This is a genomic window from Methylobacterium sp. BE186 (assembly GCF_031457035.1).
Taxonomy (GTDB): domain Bacteria; phylum Pseudomonadota; class Alphaproteobacteria; order Rhizobiales; family Beijerinckiaceae; genus Methylobacterium; species Methylobacterium segetis.
Genome location: NZ_JAVDVV010000015.1, coordinates 86,505 through 104,576, shown reverse-complemented (window position 1 = coordinate 104,576; position 18,072 = coordinate 86,505). Strand labels below are relative to the sequence as shown.

Annotated in this window: 20 protein-coding genes; 12 read left to right on the top strand and 8 right to left on the bottom strand. The window is 70.4% G+C overall.

What is annotated here, in order from left to right:
- Window positions 1-3 precede the first annotated feature (3 nt).
- Complete coding sequence (locus J2X36_RS16375; protein WP_310351577.1) at window positions 4-2,157, top strand: peptidase domain-containing ABC transporter; 2,154 nt, start codon at window positions 4-6, stop codon at window positions 2,155-2,157.
- 16 nt (window positions 2,158-2,173) lie between these two features.
- Here the strand turns inward: J2X36_RS16375 and J2X36_RS16370 are convergent, their stop codons facing one another.
- Entirely contained in the window at window positions 2,174-3,100 is a 927-nt protein-coding gene (locus tag J2X36_RS16370; RefSeq protein WP_310351575.1) for a histone deacetylase family protein, read from the bottom strand.
- 358 nt (window positions 3,101-3,458) lie between these two features.
- Here J2X36_RS16370 and J2X36_RS16365 point away from each other — a divergent pair, with 358 nt between their 5' ends.
- The 4 genes from J2X36_RS16365 to J2X36_RS16350 all read left to right on the top strand — a co-directional run bounded on the left by J2X36_RS16365 (window position 3,459) and on the right by J2X36_RS16350 (window position 7,630).
- A complete protein-coding gene (locus J2X36_RS16365) occupies window positions 3,459-3,716 on the top strand; it encodes a bacterioferritin-associated ferredoxin (protein WP_132250554.1) in 258 nt (85 codons plus the stop codon).
- 52 nt (window positions 3,717-3,768) lie between these two features.
- The gene (gene bfr / locus J2X36_RS16360) at window positions 3,769-4,266 is read left to right on the top strand and encodes a bacterioferritin (protein ID WP_132250552.1); all 498 of its coding nucleotides are present in this window, start codon (window positions 3,769-3,771) and stop codon (window positions 4,264-4,266) included.
- Between the two features lie 231 nt (window positions 4,267-4,497).
- Window positions 4,498-6,183, top strand: a complete 1,686-nt coding sequence (locus J2X36_RS16355; RefSeq protein ID WP_310351571.1) for a methyl-accepting chemotaxis protein — start codon at window positions 4,498-4,500, stop codon at window positions 6,181-6,183.
- A 70-nt stretch (window positions 6,184-6,253) separates the two neighbouring features.
- Window positions 6,254-7,630 carry a carbohydrate porin gene (locus J2X36_RS16350; protein WP_310351568.1) on the top strand — a complete coding sequence of 459 codons (1,377 nt, stop codon included), beginning with the start codon at window positions 6,254-6,256 and terminating at the stop codon, window positions 7,628-7,630.
- On the opposite strand, the gene J2X36_RS16345 is transcribed toward J2X36_RS16350, so the two are convergent.
- Window positions 7,621-7,860 (bottom strand): hypothetical protein, encoded by a 240-nt coding sequence (locus J2X36_RS16345; RefSeq protein WP_310351565.1) that lies wholly within the window; start codon window positions 7,858-7,860, stop codon window positions 7,621-7,623. The genes J2X36_RS16350 and J2X36_RS16345 overlap by 10 nt on opposite strands.
- Window positions 7,861-8,068: 208 nt before the next feature.
- Here J2X36_RS16345 and ruvB point away from each other — a divergent pair, with 208 nt between their 5' ends.
- The 6 genes from ruvB to tolB all read left to right on the top strand — a co-directional run bounded on the left by ruvB (window position 8,069) and on the right by tolB (window position 13,797).
- Window positions 8,069-9,124: a Holliday junction branch migration DNA helicase RuvB gene (ruvB, locus tag J2X36_RS16340; protein WP_405029804.1), complete on the top strand. Its 1,056-nt coding sequence runs from the start codon at window positions 8,069-8,071 to the stop codon at window positions 9,122-9,124.
- 94 nt (window positions 9,125-9,218) lie between these two features.
- Complete coding sequence (gene ybgC / locus J2X36_RS16335) at window positions 9,219-9,638, top strand: tol-pal system-associated acyl-CoA thioesterase (RefSeq protein WP_132250540.1); 420 nt, start codon at window positions 9,219-9,221, stop codon at window positions 9,636-9,638.
- Window positions 9,639-9,835: 197 nt separating this feature from the next.
- Window positions 9,836-10,558, top strand: coding sequence for a protein TolQ (tolQ, locus tag J2X36_RS16330; protein WP_310351561.1), 723 nt, complete (start codon window positions 9,836-9,838; stop codon window positions 10,556-10,558).
- A gap of 27 nt (window positions 10,559-10,585) precedes the next feature.
- On the top strand, window positions 10,586-11,029 hold the full coding sequence (locus J2X36_RS16325) for a biopolymer transporter ExbD (protein ID WP_132250536.1): 444 nt from the start codon (window positions 10,586-10,588) through the stop codon (window positions 11,027-11,029).
- Window positions 11,030-11,042: 13 nt separating this feature from the next.
- Window positions 11,043-12,407, top strand: a complete 1,365-nt coding sequence (gene tolA, locus J2X36_RS16320) for a cell envelope integrity protein TolA (protein ID WP_310351559.1) — start codon at window positions 11,043-11,045, stop codon at window positions 12,405-12,407.
- 58 nt (window positions 12,408-12,465) lie between these two features.
- Complete coding sequence (gene tolB, locus J2X36_RS16315; protein WP_310351558.1) at window positions 12,466-13,797, top strand: Tol-Pal system beta propeller repeat protein TolB; 1,332 nt, start codon at window positions 12,466-12,468, stop codon at window positions 13,795-13,797.
- Window positions 13,798-13,827: 30 nt separating this feature from the next.
- Here the strand turns inward: tolB and J2X36_RS16310 are convergent, their stop codons facing one another.
- The 5 genes from J2X36_RS16310 to J2X36_RS16290 all read right to left on the bottom strand — a co-directional run bounded on the left by J2X36_RS16310 (window position 13,828) and on the right by J2X36_RS16290 (window position 17,232).
- The gene (locus tag J2X36_RS16310) at window positions 13,828-14,094 is read right to left on the bottom strand and encodes a hypothetical protein (protein ID WP_310351555.1); all 267 of its coding nucleotides are present in this window, start codon (window positions 14,092-14,094) and stop codon (window positions 13,828-13,830) included.
- A 97-nt stretch (window positions 14,095-14,191) separates the two neighbouring features.
- Window positions 14,192-14,479: an MTH1187 family thiamine-binding protein gene (locus J2X36_RS16305; RefSeq protein ID WP_310351553.1), complete on the bottom strand. Its 288-nt coding sequence runs from the start codon at window positions 14,477-14,479 to the stop codon at window positions 14,192-14,194.
- Between the two features lie 304 nt (window positions 14,480-14,783).
- Entirely contained in the window at window positions 14,784-15,020 is a 237-nt protein-coding gene (locus J2X36_RS16300; protein ID WP_132250526.1) for a hypothetical protein, read from the bottom strand.
- A gap of 143 nt (window positions 15,021-15,163) precedes the next feature.
- Window positions 15,164-16,642 (bottom strand): PAS domain S-box protein, encoded by a 1,479-nt coding sequence (locus tag J2X36_RS16295; RefSeq protein ID WP_310351550.1) that lies wholly within the window; start codon window positions 16,640-16,642, stop codon window positions 15,164-15,166.
- A gap of 356 nt (window positions 16,643-16,998) precedes the next feature.
- Window positions 16,999-17,232, bottom strand: coding sequence for a DUF2171 domain-containing protein (locus J2X36_RS16290; protein ID WP_132250522.1), 234 nt, complete (start codon window positions 17,230-17,232; stop codon window positions 16,999-17,001).
- Window positions 17,233-17,316: 84 nt separating this feature from the next.
- On the opposite strand from J2X36_RS16290, the gene J2X36_RS16285 reads away from it, so the two are divergent.
- Entirely contained in the window at window positions 17,317-17,766 is a 450-nt protein-coding gene (locus J2X36_RS16285; RefSeq protein WP_310351547.1) for a GNAT family N-acetyltransferase, read from the top strand.
- 121 nt (window positions 17,767-17,887) lie between these two features.
- Here the strand turns inward: J2X36_RS16285 and rpmG are convergent, their stop codons facing one another.
- The gene (gene rpmG / locus J2X36_RS16280; protein WP_132250518.1) at window positions 17,888-18,055 is read right to left on the bottom strand and encodes a 50S ribosomal protein L33; all 168 of its coding nucleotides are present in this window, start codon (window positions 18,053-18,055) and stop codon (window positions 17,888-17,890) included.
- Between the last annotated feature and the right edge of the window lie 17 nt (window positions 18,056-18,072).

Genomic DNA, 18,072 nt, shown 5'->3' with positions numbered 1-18,072 from the left:
GGCGTGGCCCTGCGCGACGCCCTCCAGTTCGGCTTCGGCCGGCGCCTGCCCGTGGTCCTGCAGGCGGAGGCGGCCGAGTGCGGCATGGCCTGCCTCGCCATGGTGCTCGGCCACCACGGGCACGCGATCGATCTCGGGGCGCTGCGCCGCCGCCACGCCCTCTCGCTCAAGGGCATGACCCTGCGCAACCTCATCGACCTCGCCGGCACGATGGGGCTCTCGACGCGGGCCCTGCGCGTCGAGCTCGCCGATCTCGGGCGCCTCAAGCTGCCCTGCATCCTGCACTGGGGCCTCAACCATTTCGTGGTCCTGGCCGAGGTGCGGGGCAGGGGCATCGTCGTGCACGATCCCGCCCGCGGGCGCCGCAGCCTGACCCTGGCGGAGGCCTCGCGCGAGTTCACGGGCGTCGCCCTCGAGGCGAGCCCGGCGCAGGGGTTCGTGCGCGCCGAGCCGCCGCCGGCCTTCCGCCTCGCGGACCTGTTCCGCAGCATCGGCGGCGTGCGCGGGGCGCTCGCGCGGATCCTCGCCCTGTCGCTCGGGATCGAGCTCGTCGCGATCCTGATGCCGATCGCCTCGCAGATCGTGATCGACGAGGTGATCGTGAACGCCGATCTCGACCTCCTGCTCGTGGTCGCGATCGGCGTCGTGCTCCTGCTCCTCGTCCAGCTGGCGCTGGCGGTCGCCCGCACCTGGGCGATCATGCTGGCGGGCTCGACGCTGAACTACCAATGGTCGGGCAGCCTGTTCGACCACCTCTCGCGCCTGCCCCTCGACTATTTCGAGAAGCGGCACGTGGGCGACGTGATCTCCCGCTTCGGCTCTCTCGCGTCGATCCAGAAGGGGCTCACCACCGACCTCGTCCAGGCGGTGCTCGACGGGATCATGTCGATCGGCATGCTGATCATGCTCGTCGTCTACGGGGGCTGGCTCGCCCTCGTCGCCCTCGTCTCGACGGCGCTGTCGACGGCGCTCAGGGCGGCGGCCTTCGCCGCCTACCGGGAGGGCACCGAGGAGGCGATCGTCGCCGAGGCGCGCCAGCAGACGCATTTCATCGAGACGGTGCGGGGCATGGCGAGCGTGAAGCTGCTCGGCCTGCGCGAGCGCCGCCGCAGCACCTGGATGAACCAGTTCGTCACGGCGCTGAATGCAAGGCTGCGCCTGCAGCGCCTCGACCTCGTCTTCGGCCGGGCGAACGAGCTGCTCTTCGGCGCCGACCGGCTGATCCTGCTGGTGCTCGGCGCCCGGGCCGTGATCGAGCAGTCGATGACGCTCGGCATGCTCGTCGCCTTCCTGACCTACCGGGACCAGTTCTCGCAGCGGGTCGGCAACCTCATCGAGTCGGGCTTCAAGCTGCGCATGCTCGACGTGCAGACGGACCGGCTCTCCGACATCGTGCTCGCCGAGCCCGAGGAGCAGCCCGGCGCGGCCCCGCCGGAGGTGGCCGCCCCCGCCCTCGGCGGCTCGCGGGCGGGCGCCATCGCCGTGCGCGGCCTCGCGCTCCGCTACGGCGCCGACGAGCCCTGGATCTTCCGCGGCCTCGGCTTCGAGGTGCCGGCGGGATCGAGCTTCGCCATCACCGGCCCCTCCGGCTGCGGCAAGACCACCATGATGAAGATCATGATGGGTCTGCTCGTGGCGACCGAGGGCAGCGTCGCGGTCGACGGGCGCGACATCCGCACGATCGGCCCCGCCGCCTACCGCCGCCGGATCGCGGGCGTGATGCAGAACGACGGGCTGTTCGCCGGCTCGATCGCCGAGAACATCTCCTGCTTCGACGAGCGGCCGGACCAGGGCTGGATCGAGGAATGCGCCGCCCGGGCCGCGATCCTCGCCGACATCCGCCGCACGCCGATGGGCTTCGAGACGCTCGTCGGCGACATGGGCTCGACGCTGTCGGGCGGTCAGAAGCAGCGGGTGATCCTCGCCCGCGCCCTCTACCGGCGGCCCGACATCCTGTTCCTGGACGAGGCGACGAGCCATCTCGACGAGCCGACGGAGGCCGCGATCGCCGCGGCGTTGCGCGACCTCGCCATGACGCGGGTCATCGTCGCCCACCGCCCCGCCACGATCGCCCATGCCGACCAGGTGCTCGGATTCGAGCCGCCCGAGCCGCCGCTGGCCGCGCTCCCGCGGGCGGCGGCGCGGGCGGCGGAATGAGGGGGGTTGGGGAGGCTCAGGCCTCCATCAGCACCTGCACGTGCGCGGCGACGGAATCGGCGAGCCCGGTCAGGTCGTAGCCGCCCTCCAGCAGGGAGACGACGCGGCCCTGGCACGAGCGCTCGGCCTCCTCCAGCACCTGCCGAGTCGCCCAGGCGAAATCGTCCGCCTCCAGCATCAGGTTCGCCAGCGGGTCGCGCCAATGCGCGTCGAAGCCCGCCGAGACGATGATCAGGTCCGGCCGGAACGCCTTGAGGCGCGGCAGGATGCGGCTCTCGAAGGCCTCGCGGAAGGTCTCGCCGTCGGAGCCGGGGCGGAGCGGCGCGTTCACGATGGTGCCGTGCTCGCCCTCCTCGGAGAGGGCGCCGCTGCCGGGATAGAGCGGCATCTGGTGGCTCGAACAGAACAGCACCGAGGGATCGTCCCAGAAGATGTCCTGGCTGCCGTTGCCGTGGTGGACGTCCCAGTCGACGATGGCCACGCGCTCGGCCCCGTGCGCGCTGCGCGCGTGGCGCGCCGCGATCGCCGCGTTGTTGAAGACGCAGAACCCCATGGCCCGGGTCTTCTCCGCATGGTGGCCGGGCGGGCGCATCGCCGAGAAGACGTTCTTGGCCGCCCCCGTCATCACCGCGTCGACGCCCTGCACACCCGCGCCCACGCCCCGCAGCACGCACTCCATCGTGCCCGGCGACAGGACGGTGTCGGAATCGATGCTGACGAGCCCCTCCGTCGGCGCCGCCGCCACGATCGCCTGCACCCAGGCCTCGGGATGGGCGAGGGCCACCGTGCCGAGGGAGGCCGGCTCGGGCGCGCGACGGTCGAGCCCGGCGAAGGCCTCCGCCTCAAGCGCCTTCTGCACCGCGCGCATCCGCTCGGGGCGCTCCGGGTGGCCGTGCGGCGTCCGGTGCTCGAGAGCGGCGGGATGGTGGAACAGGATGGTCATGCGGGCGCCCTCCGTTTATTGGCATTCCATATACCAGATTGGCGACGGGACGGCTACGAGGGTGTGGGCCGCCCCTGAGCCGCGGGGCCGCGCTGTCACATTCGGACGCAGACGACGCGGGAGTGGAGAGCCAGGGCTTGACGGCGGCAAGCGGCGCTGCCAAGTGGGGAGAAACAGGCTAACTCATTGAAAGTGCTGTAGATTTCAACAGTTCTAATCTAGCGGTCAAAGCGGTGCCGCAACTCGGATTTTCGATTTCCCGGGTTCGCGGCACCTTCCGATCCACCGGTCGGGCGGTCTGCCCGCACGGCCGTCCGTCACCTTGCGGCCCGTTCCGCATCCCGAGTCGCGGTCCCGAATGATCGTCTGTTCCTGCAACGTCCTGTCCGATGGTGCCGTGCGGTCCTGCCTCGGCCCGGGTCCGGGCTGCCCGCGGACGCCCGCGCAGGTCTATGCCTGCCTCGGATGCAGCCCGAAATGCGGGCGCTGCGCCCGCACGATCCGCTCGATCATGCAGAAGGCCCTTGATGAGGCCGCACATTCCTGTTCGCCCGCTTGCGCAAGCGCCTGCTCTTTGGTCAAGGTCCAAACAGCAGAGGAGGGGATCGCCGCCTGACACGCGCAGGACCGCCCCTCCCGGCTGACAAGTGCCTCAGGGAGACAGGCGGATGAAGGGCGACGCTAAGGTCATCGAGTACCTCAATCGCGGGTTGCGTAGCGAGCTGACGGCGGTCAGCCAGTACTGGCTCCATTTTCGCATGCTCAACGATTGGGGCTATGTCGAGCTGGCCAAGTACTGGCGCAAGGAATCGATCGAGGAGATGAATCACGCGGATCGCTTCGTCGACCGCATCCTCTTCCTCGAAGGCTTCCCCAATCTCCAGGAACTCGACCCGCTGCGGATCGGGCAGAACGTCCAGGAGATCATCGAGTGCGACCTCGCCGCGGAGAACGAGGCGCGGTCGCTCTACCTGGAGGCGGCGAAGTACTGCGACTCGATCAACGATCGGGTCTCGAAGATCCTGTTCGAGGATCTCGCCACCGACGAGGAGGGCCATATCGACTTCCTCGAGACGCAGCTTGAACTGATCAAGCAGATCGGCCTGCCGCTCTACGCGCAGCGCCATATCGGCGGCCTCGACAAGATCGAGCCCGAGGTCGACTAGCCCCGCACGCTCCGGACGGCGCACCGCGCGCCGGGCCGGGCCTGCTCGGACCATCGTGAGCAAAAACATGCGACGCCGTCCGGGCTGGATCCGGGCGGCGTTCTTTTTGGCGCGAAATGCTTTTGGTCGAACGGGGCGTCTTCACTGCTTTGAAATGGGCAATTAATCGAAACTATCTACATCTTGAGGAGAGAATAGCTTTTTATTGATGATGACTGATTGGACAGAGCGATGAGGTTGTCGATCAAGTCCGTCTTGATGTCGCTCTTCGGCGCGATGGCCTTGATGGCGGCGGCGCAGGGACTGTTCATCGTTCAGGAAACCGTGAAGATGCGCGGGCACCTCGATGAGATCGCGACGAACTGGCTGCCTTCCGTCGACATCGTCCACCGCATGAACACCATCACGTCGAGCTATCGGCTGCGGCAATACCGTCTGGCGACACTCGAGGCCGATGCCCGCTCGCTGTCGGAGGCGGCCGATCTCCTGGGCCGGCAGCTCACCCTTCTGGCCGATGCGCGAAAGGCCTACGAACCGATGATCGCCTCGCCGGAGGAGCGGGCGACCTACGAGACCTTCTCGACGTTCTGGGCGCACTACGTCGCCGTCACGGCGCCGATCCGGGCGGCCGCCGAGCGCGGGGATTCCGCCCGAGCCCTGGGCCTCCTCGTCGATCCCGAGGCGCGCAAGTCCTACGACACGTCCGGCGATCTCCTCGACAAGCTCGTCGAGATCAACCGCCGGGGGGCCGTGCAGGAATTGGCGGGCGGCGTCGCGAGCGCGACGCGCTCCGGGCGCGTGAGCCTCGCGAGCCTGATCCTGGCGAGCGGGCTCGCCCTCGGTGCCGCCGCCCTGTGCTTCTTCTGGATCGCCCGGCCGATCACCAGCATCACGGACGCCATGCGCGTCCTCGCGGAGGGGGACACGGGAGGGGCGATCCCCGGTGCGCGTCGCCGGGACGAGATCGGAGCGATGGCCGCGGCCGTTCAGGTGTTCAAGGACAACCTGATCCGCACCCGTCAGCTCGAAGAGGAGACGGCGCACGCCCGCGCCGATGCCGAGACGCAGCGCAAGGCGGTGATGCGTGACCTCGCCGACCGGTTCGAGCAGGCCGTCGGCGGGATCGTCGGCACGGTCTCCGGCTCGGCGGGCCAGCTGCAACGCACCGCGACGGGCATGACGGGCGCGGCGAGCGAGACGGCCGCCCAATCCGCGACGGTCGCCGCCGCGGCGGAGCAGGCCGGATCGAACGTCGCTACCGTGGCGGCGGCCGCCGAGGAGCTCGGCGCGTCGGTGGCGGAGATCGGCCGGCAGGTCGACGGCTCGTCGCAACTCGCCGCCTCCGCCGTCACGGAGGCGGACGCGACGAACACGCTCGTGCAGAACCTCGCCGAGACCGCTGCCCGCATCGGGGAGGTCGTGGCCCTGATCTCGACGATCGCGGATCAGACGAACCTGCTGGCGCTGAACGCGACGATCGAGGCGGCGCGCGCCGGGAAGGCGGGGCGCGGCTTCGCGGTGGTGGCCACCGAGGTCAAGGAACTCGCCGGCCAGACGGCGCGGGCCACCAGCGAGATCGAGCGCCAGATCGGCGCGATCCAGGCCGCGACGGCGCAGGCGGTCGGCGCGATCGGCGGCATCTCGGCCCGCATCCGCGAGATGAACGCGGTCGCCACCGCCATCGCGGCCGCGGTCGAGGAGCAGGGCGCGGCGACGCGGGAGATCGTGCGCAACGTCGGCCAGGCGGCCATCGGCACCGGGGAGGTCTCCGCCAACATCGCCGGGGTGGCGAGCGCGGCCGACGAGACCGGCGCGGCCGCCGCCCAGGTCCTCGCCTCCGCCTCCGACCTGACCGGGCAGGCCGCCACCCTCGACCGCGAGGTCAGGAGCTTCCTCGCCACGATCCGCGCCGCCTGACGGCCGCCGCCCTCGGGAGCCCCGTCCGGGGATTCCCGCCCTCCGCGTTCCCAGAGTTCGAGTTGCGTTCATGGCCGGAGGGTTGCGTTCGCGTCTGTGCGGCATGCTTCTCGCCGCAGCCCTGCCCCTCGGCGCGCCCGCCCGGGCGGCCGATCCGGTGCCGGGCCCGGCGGCCCTTGCCGCGGGCCTCGATGCCGGGCGCGCGGCCCTCAAAGAGCGGGGCGTCGAGATCGGCCTCACCTCGATCGGCGAGACGGTGGGAGCCCTGCGCGGCGGCCTGCGGCGGGGCGCCGTCTACGAGGGCCGGCTCGATGTCCAGCTCGATGCCGACCTCGAGACGCTCATGGGCTGGCAGGGGCTCCGATTCCACGCCAACGCCTACCAGATCCACGGCACCGGGCCGACGCGCTACCGCGTCGGGAGCCTCGCGCCCGTCAGCGGGATCGAGGCGCTGCCGGCGACGCGCCTGCACGAGCTCTGGCTGGAGCAGTCCTTCCTCGACCGGACGCTCAGCCTGCGGGCCGGCAACCTCGCCGCGGACGCGGAATTCCTGGTCAGCCCCTCGGCGACGCTGTTCGCGAACGGCACCTTCGGCTGGCCCGTGATCGCCGCGGCCAACCTGCCCTCGGGCGGCCCGGCCGCGCCGCTCGCGACCCCGGGCCTGCGGGTCCGGTGGGAGGCCGCGCCGAAGGCGAGCCTGATGCTCGGCCTGTTCAACGGCGACCCGGCCCATGCACGCGGGAACCGCCTCGCCCTCGATCCGCAGCGCCGCAACCCCGACGGGACGGATTTCAGCCTGCACGGATCACCTTTCCTGATCGTCGAGGCCGCGAAATCCTACAGCCTCGGCGGCCCGGGGCCGGAGCGGACGGGCGTCGTGAAGGTGGGCTTTTTCCACCATTTCGGCGCCTTCGACGATGTCCGGATCGACCGCGACGGCGTGCCGCTCGCAGCACCCTGGAGTTCCGGCCTGCCGGCCCGGCGACGGGGCGACGACGGCCTCTACGCGCTGATCGACCAGACGATCTTCCGGGAGGACGAGGCGAGCGACCGCGGCGCGGCCCTGTTCGCGCGCGTGGCCGCCTCGCCCTCGCCCGCGAGCCTCGTCAGCCTCTACGCGGATGCCGGCCTCGTCTATAAGGGCCTGCTGCCGGGCCGGCCCGACGACGTGGCCGGCCTCGGGCTCGCCCATACCCGCATCGCCCGGCGCGCCCGCCTCTCCGACTGGGACCGCGCCCTCTTTTCGGGGATGCCCCTGCCTGTCCGGCGCAGCGAGACGGCCGTGGAGCTGACCTATCAGGCGGTGGTCGCCCCCGGCTTCACCGTCCAGCCCAGCCTGCACTACATCGCCGCGCCCGGGGGCGGCGTCCGCAATCCGCTGCGGCCCGACCGCGCGCGGATCCGCGACAGCGTGGTGCTCGGCCTTCGCGCGACGGTTCAGTACTGACCGGCGGTGCGCGGGCGGCGGCCGTCACCGCGAGGCGCCTCCGCGGGCTCGGCGGTGCAGACGAAGCAGCTCAGGCGCTTGCGCGAGCCGGTCTGGACGACGGCGGCGGGCGAGTTCGCGGCCGAGGTCCTGCCGGAGGTCTCGGGCACGATCTGGGCCTGCGTCGGCGCGGCGCCGAGGACCGCGAGCGCGACGCCGGCGAGGGCGAGGGCGAGGGCGAGTCTCGCCATGGGACGCATGACTTTCATAACCCTGTCTCGTTACGGAAAACTAATGCTGGTCGCGGCTCGGCGTTGCAAGTCCCCGGCCCCCCTCGGCCAACAGCGTTTCCGGGGCCTGCGGCGGGTGGATGCGGGCCGAGATGCCGCGGTGGTTTTGAGGCGCCGGAGCGGGTAACACGCTCGTGACGCCCGCCATCAGCCCGACCCGCGAGACCCGTTGAGCAAGCTGCCCGCCCCGAAGTCGCTCCTCAATCCCGAGAGCCGCCCGGACGACGTCGACCAGTCGATCCGCCCCCTGAGCCTCGCCGAGTTCGTGGGTCAGCGGGCGGCGCGCGCCAACATGCAGATCTTCATCGAGGCCGCCCGCAAGACGGGCCAGGCCCTCGACCACGTGCTCTTCGTCGGCCCGCCCGGCCTCGGCAAGACGACGCTCGCGCAGATCGTGGCGCGGGAACTCGGCGTGAACTTCCGCTCGACCTCGGGCCCGGTCATCGCCAAGGCGGGCGACCTCGCCGCGCAGCTGACCAACCTCGAAGAGCGCGACGTGCTCTTCATCGACGAGATCCACCGCCTCAATCCGGCGGTGGAGGAGATCCTCTACCCCGCCATGGAGGATTACCAGCTCGACCTGATCATCGGCGAGGGTCCGGCCGCGCGCTCCGTGAAGATCGAGCTGCCGAAATTCACCCTCGTCGGCGCCACCACCCGCGCCGGCCTGCTGACGACCCCCCTGCGCGACCGGTTCGGCATCCCGATCCGGCTCGAATTCTACGACATCGACGAGCTGGAGCTGATCGTCAGCCGCGGCGCCCGGGTGCTCGGCCTCGGCATGTCGCCGGAGGGTGCCAACGAGATCGCCAAGCGCGCCCGCGGCACGCCCCGCATCGCGGGCCGCCTGCTGCGCCGGGTGCGCGATTTCGCGATCGTGGACGACGCGCCGATCGTGACGCGCGCGATCGCGGACCGCGCCCTCGAGATGCTCGACGTCGACCCGGTCGGGCTCGACGTGATGGACCGCAAGTATCTGACGATGATCGTCAATTCCTTCGGGGGCGGGCCGGTCGGCATCGAGACGATCGCGGCCGCCCTCTCGGAGCCCCGCGACGCGATCGAGGACATCATCGAGCCCTACCTGATCCAGAAGGGCTTCGTGCAGCGCACGCCGCGCGGGCGCGTGCTGACCCCCCACGCCTACCGCCACATGGGCTTCGCCGAGCCGCGCCGCGACCCGGCCACGCAGTTCGGTCTGTTCGCGGATGGTGGGGAGGATTGAGGGCACCCGTGGGCCGCGGTCTCAGCGGGGATCCCGGCCGCCGACCGACTGCGACGTCGCCGAGGTTTCCGACGCCTGACGTGAGGATGGTCGCGTGAGCGATTTCAGTTTCGAGGGCGCTCACGCGCTGCCGGTGCGCGTCTACTACGAGGACACCGACTTCTCGGGCTTCGTCTACCATGCGAGCTACCTGCGCTTCATGGAGCGCGGGCGCACGGAATTGCTGCGGAATCTCGCCGGCGACCAGTCGGACCTGCACCGCGACGCGGACGGCCTCGTCTTCGTGGTGCGGCGGATGGAGATCGACTACCTCAAGCCCGCTCGGATGGACGACGGCTTGACGGTGCTCACCGCCACCCGAGACTTGCGCGGCGCCTCCATGCATCTCGCGCAGGCCGTGCGCCGGGGCGACGAGACGCTGGTGCGCGCCGAGGTGGTGGTCGCCTGCGTGCGCGCCGGCCGGGCGATCCGCCTGCCCGATTCCCTCCGGCGCGCCCTCGCGCCGCCGGCCTGAGGCGCGGCCGGCAACCATTCCTTAACCCTGCCGCCCCCTTAACTCGTCCGGTCGAAGTGTTCGGGCGGGCGGCCCAAGCCTGGCCCTTACTTTCGACAGATTCGACGGCGATTCCCGTTGATATCGCTCGTGGATCTGAGCTGGGGCGGGCGGGCTGCGCCCGCGCCTCGGTGGCCCGGGGATTTGAGGAACTTGCCATGAACCCAGCCGATGCCATGCAGGCGGCGCAGGCCCCCGTCGCCGACATGACGCTGCTCGGCCTGTTCCTGCAGGCCCACTTCGTGGTCAAGCTGGTGATGCTGGGGCTCCTCGGCGCCTCGGTCTGGTGCTGGGCGATCATCGTCGACAAGACGCTCCTGTTCCGCCGCACCAAGGTGGAGATGGACGCGTTCGAGGACGCGTTCTGGTCGGGCCGCTCGCTCGAAGAGCTCTACCGCTCCTTCAACGACCGCCCGGCCACGGGGCTCGCCGCCCTCTTCGTCGCCGCGATGCGCGAGTGGAAGCGCTCCTTCGAGGGCTCCGGCCGGCAGATCCAGTCGCTCAACCAGCGCATCGACAAGGTGCTCGACGTCACCATCCAGCGGGAGGTCGAGCGCCTGGAATCGCGCCTCCTCTTCCTCGCCTCGATCGGCTCGGCCGGCCCCTATATCGGCCTGTTCGGCACGGTCTGGGGCATCATGACCGCCTTCACCTCGATCGCGGCCTCGAAGAACACCTCGCTCGCGGTCGTGGCGCCCGGCATCGCCGAGGCCCTGTTCGCCACCGCGATCGGCCTGTTCGCGGCGATCCCCGCCGTGCTCGCCTACAACAAGCTGCAGGCGAGCGTGGCGAAGTCGCAGTCGCGGCTCGAGGGCTTCGCCGACGAGTTCTCGGCAATCCTGTCCCGCCAGATCGACGAGCGCCTCTCGCTCGCCGCCTGATACCCCCGACATCCGAGGACGAGCAGCATGGGCATGGCCCACGGAGCGGCACAGGGCGGCAAGCGGCGGCGGCGCGGCCGGCGCACGGCCGCCATCAACGAGATCAACATGACGCCGTTCATCGACGTCGTGCTGGTGCTGCTGATCGTGTTCATGGTCGCCGCCCCCATGATGACGGTCGGCGTGCCCCTCGACCTGCCGCAATCGAAGGCGAGCCCGCTCAACTCCGACACCAAGCCCGTCACCCTGTCGATCCGCCAGAGCGGTCAGATCTTCCTCGGCGAGGATGAGCTGACCGACGAAGCCATCGTGCCGAAGCTGAGCGAGGTCTCGAAATCCGGCTTCGACGAGCGGGTCTTCGTGCGCGGCGACAAGCGGGTCGATTACGGCCGTGTGGCCCAGGTGATGGCGATCGTGACCGGCGGCGGCTTCAAGAAGGTCGCCCTCGTCACCGAGCCCGAGCAGAAGTAGCGGATCGACCGCCGTGGCGCTCACCTTCGACCGCAGCGAACCCGGGTTCTGGCTCTCGGCCGGCGTGCACGTGGCGCTGCTGACGCTTGCCCTCGTCGGCATCTCCGCCGAGGCTCTGCCCGAGGCGCAGGAGGGCGTGCCCGTCGAGGTCATCACCGAGAACCAGTTCTCCGAGATCACGAAGGGCGAGCGCAACGCCGAGAAGCCCCTCTCGGACGCCAAGCCCCGGGCCGACCGCAAGGCCGAGACCTTCGAGGAGCGCGAGCCCGAGAACGCCAAGGTCGACGCCCCGGCCGCTCCGACCCGCACCGCCGACATGAAGGTCGCGAGCGTCGACGAGGTGCCGCTGCGCATCGACGAGCCCGACCCGCAGGAGGTCGCGAAGGCCGCCAAGGCCGCGAAGGAGAAATCCGAGAAGGCGGCGCAGGAAAAGGCCGAGAAGGCCGCCCAGGAGAAGGCCGCGGCGGATGCCAAGGCCGCCGCCGAGGCGAAGGCCGCTGCAGAGGCGAAGAAGGCCGAGGCCAAGGCGGAGGCCAAGGCCAAAGCCGAAGCGAAGGCGGCCCAGGAGAAGGCCGAGACCGAGCGCCGCGAGCAGCTCGACAAGCTGATCGAGCGCCAGGAAGCGGAGGCCGCTGCCGCCGAGGCCAAGGCGAAGGCCGAGGCGAAGGCCAAGGCCAAGGCGGACGCCGAGGCGAAGGCCGTCGCGGAGGCGAAGAAGGCCGAGGCCAAGGCGAAGGCGGACGCCGAGGCGAAAGCCAAAGCGGAAGCCGCCAAGGCCGAGGCCGAACGCCAGAAGGAGATCGCCGAGGCGAAGGCCGAAGCGGAGGCCGAGGCGAAAGCCAAGGCGGAAGCCGCCAAGGCTGAGGCCGCCGCCAAGGCGAAAGCCAAGGCCGTGGCCGACGCGGACGCCAAGGCCAAGAAGCAGGCCGAGCTCGCCGACAAGTTCAACGCGGGCGACATCCGGCAGATGCTCGCCTCGAAGGTGCCCTCGCAATCGACCGGCGCGACGGGGCACGAGGTGCAGCGCACGGCCTCGCTCGGCGCCGCGACCGGCACGGCGCAGCGCCTGTCGCCCTCGCTCCGCGACGCCCTCGTGGGCATGCTGCAGCAGCAGATCGAGCGGTGCTACTCGGCCCCGCCGGGTGCCGCCCAGGGCGTCGTCCTGCCGATGCTCGACATCCGCCTGAACCAGAACGGCTCGCTCGCCGCCGAGCCCCGGATCATGCGCGGCGGTGCCAGCGCCGTCGACCAGTCGATCGCCCAGGCCGCGCTCCGCGCCGTTCGGCGCTGCGCGCCCTACAAGATCCCGGCCCAGTACGCGCCGTACTACAACGACTGGAAAGCCATCAACGCGGAGTTCGAGTTCTCGGCGGCCTGACGCCGCCGCCTAACCCCTCCCAGACAGCTCAGACGTTCCCGAAAAAAAGCGAAGCCCCATGCCTCATCGCCCGACGCCGCGGCGCCGCACCGTCGCCACGCTGCTCGCCGCCCTCGCGCTCGCCCTGTTCGGCGGCCTCTCGCCCGCTCTGGCCCAGCTGCAGCTGCGCATCGGCGGCGGCGCCTTCCAGCCGATGCCGATCGCGGTGACGGACTTCTCCGGCGATCCGAGCCTCGGCAGCCTCGTCTCGAGCGTGGTGACGAACAACCTGCGGCGCTCGGGCTATTTCGCGCCGCTGGAGAAGGCGCGCTTCCCCGAAGTCCCGTCCTTCGACGCGGCCCCGAGCTTCGAGAAGTGGCGGGCCACCGGCATCCAGGGCCTCGTGACGGGGCGCGTCTCCCGCGACGGGGGCGGCCGCCTCAAGGTCGAGTTCCGGCTCTGGGACGTGACGTCCGGCCAGCAGATGACGGGCCAGCAATACGCCACCGACCCGGCCAACGCCCGGCGGACCGGCCACCTCGTCTCGGACGCGGTCTACACCAAGATCACGGGGCTGGGCCCCTTCTTCGACAGCCGCATCGCCTTCGTGGACGAGTCGGGGCCGAAGGAGAACCGCCGCAAGCGCCTGATGGTGATGGACCAGGACGGGGCGAACGTGCGCGCGCTCACCACCGGCGAGACCTCGATCGTGGCGCCGCGCTACTCGCCGGCGACGCAGGACATCGCCTTCATGACGCAGCAGACCGGCCACCAGCCGCGCATCCAGGTCATCAACCTGGAGACGGGCACGCGGCAGGCGGTCGGCAATTTCGACTCGATGAGCGCGAGCCCGCGCTTCTCGCCGGACGGGCGCCGCCTCGTGCTCAGCGTCCAGCAGGGCGGCAACGCCGACATCGTGACCATGGACCTCGCCTCGAAGGCGCAGCGCCCGATCACCCAGGGCATGGCCATCGACACCTCGCCGACCTACTCGCCGGACGGCAGCCAGATCGTGTTCGAATCCGACCGCGGCGGCTCGCAGCAGATCTACGTGATGGGCGCGGACGGCGGAAACCCCCACCGCATCTCCTTCGGCGAGGGCTCGGCTTCCCAGCCGGCCTGGTCGCCGCGGGGCGACCTCATCGCCTTCACCCGCCAGCGCAAGGGCGGCTTCGCGATCTGCGTGATGAAGCCCGACGGCTCGGGCGAGCGGGTGCTGACGGAAGGCTTCCACAACGAGGGGCCGACCTTCGCGCCGAACGGCCAGTACGTATTGTTCTTCCGCGATCCGGGCGGCCAGGGCGGCGGCAAGCTCTACATGGTCGACATCACCGGCCGCGTGGAGCAGCCCGTGCCGACGCCCTCCTACGCCTCCGACCCGACCTGGTCGCCGCTGCTCTCGGGCAAGTGAAGGGTCGAGGGAGCGGGGAGCCGGCGCGGGTCAGAAGTCCAGCCGGTTCGTGACGGCGCCCGTGCCATAGCCGAGACAGACCGTGTCCCAGCGCGTCCCGACGCTCGACCCGTCGGCGAGCGTCTGGGGCGCGTCGCTCTCGAAATCGTCGGTCACCGAGCCCTCGACATTGTCGAAGGCGACCTTCGCGTCCTCGGTGTAGAAGCCGACCTTGCCCTCGCGATAGGGCCGCTCCGTGTCGGTGAAGCTCACGAGGCGGCGCCCGTCGAGCGTGACCGTCATCGTCGCATCGCTCATCCGGATCTCGAAGCGGCGGGCGACGCCGATCAGGAAGACCTTCGTGACGTCGGCAAGCGAGCGAGATCGGCGGCGTTGGGCGCGCGGCGAGGGCGGATCAGGATACGGCCGCGAGTTTGTCCGCCATGGATTGCGCCTTGTCCCGCCGGGTCGAGAAGATCAGCGTGAAGAAAGTGCGCTGGACGCCGAGCTCGGCCAGCCGCGCCTCGCAGCGCTCGGCGAGCGCGCAGATCTCGGCGAGTTCGCCCTCAATGTTCGTGCCGTTCGGATGCATCGTGGCGTCGAGCCCGCTCGCCTCGATGATGGCCTTGATTTCCTTCACGTAAGGGGAGACCGACGGTCCCACGCCCATCGGCACGATGCACAGGTCTGCGGCGACTTTCATTGGCTGGCTCCGGAGGCAGGTTTGCGGGGCGCGCGCGGCCGCGTCGGCGGATCCGAACGGCCGGCCCGACCGGAGACATGGCACGCGGCCGGCCCCGGCGCATCCTCGCCGGGGGCCTGCTTCCGCCCCTGGGGAATCTCGGCGGCCGGCGCTATCGTCTGCACCGGCACGGGCCGCGAGGGGAGGGGACGATGCAGAGCCTGATCGAGCATTACGGGCTGGCGATGGTCCTCCTCGCCGTCGCGGTGGGCATCGTGGTCGTCGCCCTGCAGAAGCCGACCCCGAAGTGACGGCGCCGGTCGCCTCAGGCGATCTGCGCGTCCTCGATGTCGAGCTGCGTGCCTCGACCGTCCAGCACGTCGACGATGCGCGCCTTCATCTCGGGGCACAGGCCGGGCACGCGCATGTGTACGGTGCTGCCCCGCGCGGTGCCGGTGACCCACATCCGGTAGCGCAGGCCTTCCGCGCGGAGCTGCGCCAGCAAGCGCTCGGAGGAATCCTGGATGATGACGTTGTTCAGCGTGATCAGCTTCTCGTCCATCGCGGACCCCGTCGATTAACCTGAGTTAACCCACAGGCCCGCGAAGGGTTGCGCCGGTCCCTCGCGAAGCGCCGGCTCCGGACGCTCACGCGCTGTTGGGGTGCGTCAACCGTCGCGATGGCCCGCGCTCACCGCCATGCCCGTCAGAGGGCGGCCTGCGAGGCGGCGCGGACCCGGCGCGTGGACTGGTCGACGGTCTCGGCCTCCCGCGCGATCGCCTCGAGACCTTCCGCGACGCCGCCCGCGCCCCTGGAGGCGGCCTGCATCGACTCCGACATCTCCCGGGTCACGGCGGATTGCTCCTCGACGGAGGCGGCGATGGCGGCCGCGATGTCGTCGAGCGTCCGGATCGTGTCCTGGATGGAGCCGATCGCCGCCACCGCCTCCTGCGTCGCGGATTGCGTCGCCTCGATCTGCTCGGCGATCTGATGCGTCGCCCGCGCGGTCTGATCCGCGAGCAGCTTGACCTCCTGCGCGACGACGGCGAAGCCCTGGCCGGCGCTCCCGGCACGCGCGGCCTCGATCGTCGCGTTGAGTGCCAGCAGGTTGGTCTGCCGTGCGATTCCCTCGATCAGGGCAATGATCGCGGTGATCCGACCCGCCTGATCGGTGAGGCCCGCCACGACGCGGCCGGTGCGATCCGCCTCCTGCACGGCCCGCCCCGAGATCTCGGATGCGTGCGCGACCCGCTGACCGATCTCGCCGACCGAGGCCGCCAGTTCCTCGGCGCCCGCGGCCACCGCGGCGACGTCCCGGGAGATTTGACGCGCTTGCCCGGAGGCGTCCCCGGTCCGGCGCATCACGCCGTGCACGGCCTCGCCGATGCCGGTCAGGTCGGCGTCGATCGTCTGCTGCGCCGCGGCGCGGCGCTGCCGCTCGCGGACCTGGGCGGTGACGTCGGTGGCGAACTTCACGACCTTGATCACGCGGCTGTCGGCATCGGTGATCGGGTTGTAGGTGGCCTGGATCCAGATCTCGCGGCCGCCCTTGCCCAGCCGCCTGTACTCGGCGGCCCGATACTCTCCGCGCGCGAGCGCCTGCCAGAAGGCGGCATAGGCGGTGGAACCCGCCTCGGCGTCGTCTACGAACAGGCGGTGATGGCGGTCCTGCACCTCGTCGAGCGCGTAGCCGGTCACGGCGAGGAAATTCGCATTCGCGGTGATCACCGTGCCGTCGGGCCGGAAGGCGATGACGGCGAGCGAGCGCTGCAGGGCGGAGATCTGGCCGGCCGTGTCGATCTCCCGCCGCTTCTGCTCCGTGATGTCCGTCGCGAACTTCACGATCCTGACCGGCCGTCCGTTCCGGCCGAGAATCGGGTTGTAGCTCGCCTGAATCCAGATCTCGCGCTGCCCCTTCGCGAAGCGCCGGAAAACGGCGCTCCGGGTCTCGCCCCGGCGCAGATCCTCCCAGAAGGTGCGATAGCCCGCACTGTCGCGCTCCTCCGGCGCGACGAACAGGCTGTGGTGGCGGCCGCGCAGATCCGCGAGCGTGTAGCCCATCACGTCGAGGAAGGCGGAATTGGCCGTCAGCACCGTGCCGTCGGGATCGAACTCGATCACTGCATGCGAGCGATCGATCGCCGCGAGTTGAGCACGGGCCTGTCCGGCACCGAAGGAAAGCATCCGTACGTCTCCGAAAGCGCAGAAGATCCGCAGCTCATGCCGTGCCGGCCACTTGGCCAGCCGCGGCATCCGCGGCGCAGGCCCCGATGATGGGGCAGCGGCGCTAACGGCATGTGCAGATCAGGCGCGAAAAAGACGCGCAGTGCCGCAATTTTCGTCCAGAACTCTACTTCAAGTTGTGCTTTGAATGTGCTGACGACACGAAATGATCACTTGATGACCATCGCGCGCATCCGGGTATCTCTGCGCGGGTTTCGGGGCTGCGGGTCCCCGTCGCCCCGCCGACCAGGATCGCGCGCTCGCTGCGGCCTCACTGCCCCGGATCCCGAGCCGGCGTCGCACCGGCTCGGCCTCGCTCACGAGGTCGACCACTCGCGCTTGACCTCGTCGGCCGGCCGGTCGAGGCGCACGGTGTTGCCGTCGATCGACTGCACGAAGTCGACCGGGATGAAATGGTGCAGGCCGCCGGCATCCGGATCCTTCCGTGTGAGCTTGATCTCGCCGTGCTCGACATGGTCGACCGTTCCGACATGGGCGCCGTCCGACCCGACCACGTCGGCGTGTTCCTTGATCTGCGAGACATCGACCATCGTTTCACTCCCTGTCCGTTCGCCAACGGAGAGGGCCCGCCGCGGTTCCTGTCCTATCTACCGGGCGGCTGATCGGAGGGGCTGTTGGGGAACCGCTACGGATTGGAGATCCGCACCGCGACGGCGGCGGACGCGGCCGGGCTCGCCGAATTGATGGGCGCAGCCGGGCACCCGGTGCCCGTGCACGCCCTGGCGGAGCGCCTCGACGCGATGCGCTACGGCCACGGAACGGCGCTTCTCGCCCTCGAATGGGGGCCACCGAGCGGGATCGTCGCGCTGCATTGGTATCCCGACCTGAAGCAGGCTTCGCCCGTCGCGCAGGTGACGATGCTTCTGGTCGGGCCGGAGGAGCGCCGCCGCGGCATCGGCCGGCAACTTCTGAAGGCGGCCTCGCAGGCGGCGCGGATGGCGGGTTGCGCCACGCTGCAGCTTCTGGCGGAGGCGGACCAGCCGGACCTGCGGGCGTTCTGCGCGGCGACCGGCTTCTCGGAGGGCGCGGGCTGCCTCGTGCGGCCCCTGCGCAAGAAGGGCTGAGCGGCGCCGGGCCGGGGGCGGCGCGACCCGGCAGGGCTTGCGCCCGGCGCATGAAAAAGGGCCGTCCCGGATGCGGGGCGGCCCGTGTCTCGCGTGCCGGCTCTCGCCGGGCGGTCGCCGGTTACTTGATCTTGGCTTCCTTGAAATCGACGTGCTTGCGCACGACGGGATCGTACTTCTTCATCGAGAGCTTCTCGGTCTGCGTGCGCGAGTTCTTCTTCGTGACGTAGAAGTAGCCGGTGTCGGCGGTGGAGACGAGCTTGATCTTGACGGTGACGGCCTTGGCCATGGCGCGGCGCTCCTGTG

Bases quoted from the DNA above. Each gene is read 5' to 3' on its own strand.
- J2X36_RS16290 (WP_132250522.1), bottom strand. From the start codon at position 17,232: ATGGTCGATGTCTCGCAGATCAAGGAACACGCCGACGTGGTCGGGTCG.
- J2X36_RS16350 (WP_310351568.1), top strand. From the start codon at position 6,254: ATGGCCGGAGGGTTGCGTTCGCGTCTGTGCGGCATGCTTCTCGCCGCA.
- J2X36_RS16295 (WP_310351550.1), bottom strand. From the start codon at position 16,642: ATGCTTTCCTTCGGTGCCGGACAGGCCCGTGCTCAACTCGCGGCGATC.
- J2X36_RS16310 (WP_310351555.1), bottom strand. From the start codon at position 14,094: ATGAGCGATGCGACGATGACGGTCACGCTCGACGGGCGCCGCCTCGTG.
- J2X36_RS16370 (WP_310351575.1), bottom strand. From the start codon at position 3,100: ATGACCATCCTGTTCCACCATCCCGCCGCTCTCGAGCACCGGACGCCG.
- J2X36_RS16300 (WP_132250526.1), bottom strand. From the start codon at position 15,020: ATGGACGAGAAGCTGATCACGCTGAACAACGTCATCATCCAGGATTCC.
- tolB (WP_310351558.1), top strand. From the start codon at position 12,466: ATGCCTCATCGCCCGACGCCGCGGCGCCGCACCGTCGCCACGCTGCTC.
- J2X36_RS16365 (WP_132250554.1), top strand. From the start codon at position 3,459: ATGATCGTCTGTTCCTGCAACGTCCTGTCCGATGGTGCCGTGCGGTCC.
- bfr (WP_132250552.1), top strand. From the start codon at position 3,769: ATGAAGGGCGACGCTAAGGTCATCGAGTACCTCAATCGCGGGTTGCGT.
- rpmG (WP_132250518.1), bottom strand. From the start codon at position 18,055: ATGGCCAAGGCCGTCACCGTCAAGATCAAGCTCGTCTCCACCGCCGAC.
- J2X36_RS16325 (WP_132250536.1), top strand. From the start codon at position 10,586: ATGGGCATGGCCCACGGAGCGGCACAGGGCGGCAAGCGGCGGCGGCGC.
- J2X36_RS16345 (WP_310351565.1), bottom strand. From the start codon at position 7,860: ATGGCGAGACTCGCCCTCGCCCTCGCCCTCGCCGGCGTCGCGCTCGCG.
- J2X36_RS16305 (WP_310351553.1), bottom strand. From the start codon at position 14,479: ATGAAAGTCGCCGCAGACCTGTGCATCGTGCCGATGGGCGTGGGACCG.
- J2X36_RS16355 (WP_310351571.1), top strand. From the start codon at position 4,498: ATGAGGTTGTCGATCAAGTCCGTCTTGATGTCGCTCTTCGGCGCGATG.
- tolQ (WP_310351561.1), top strand. From the start codon at position 9,836: ATGAACCCAGCCGATGCCATGCAGGCGGCGCAGGCCCCCGTCGCCGAC.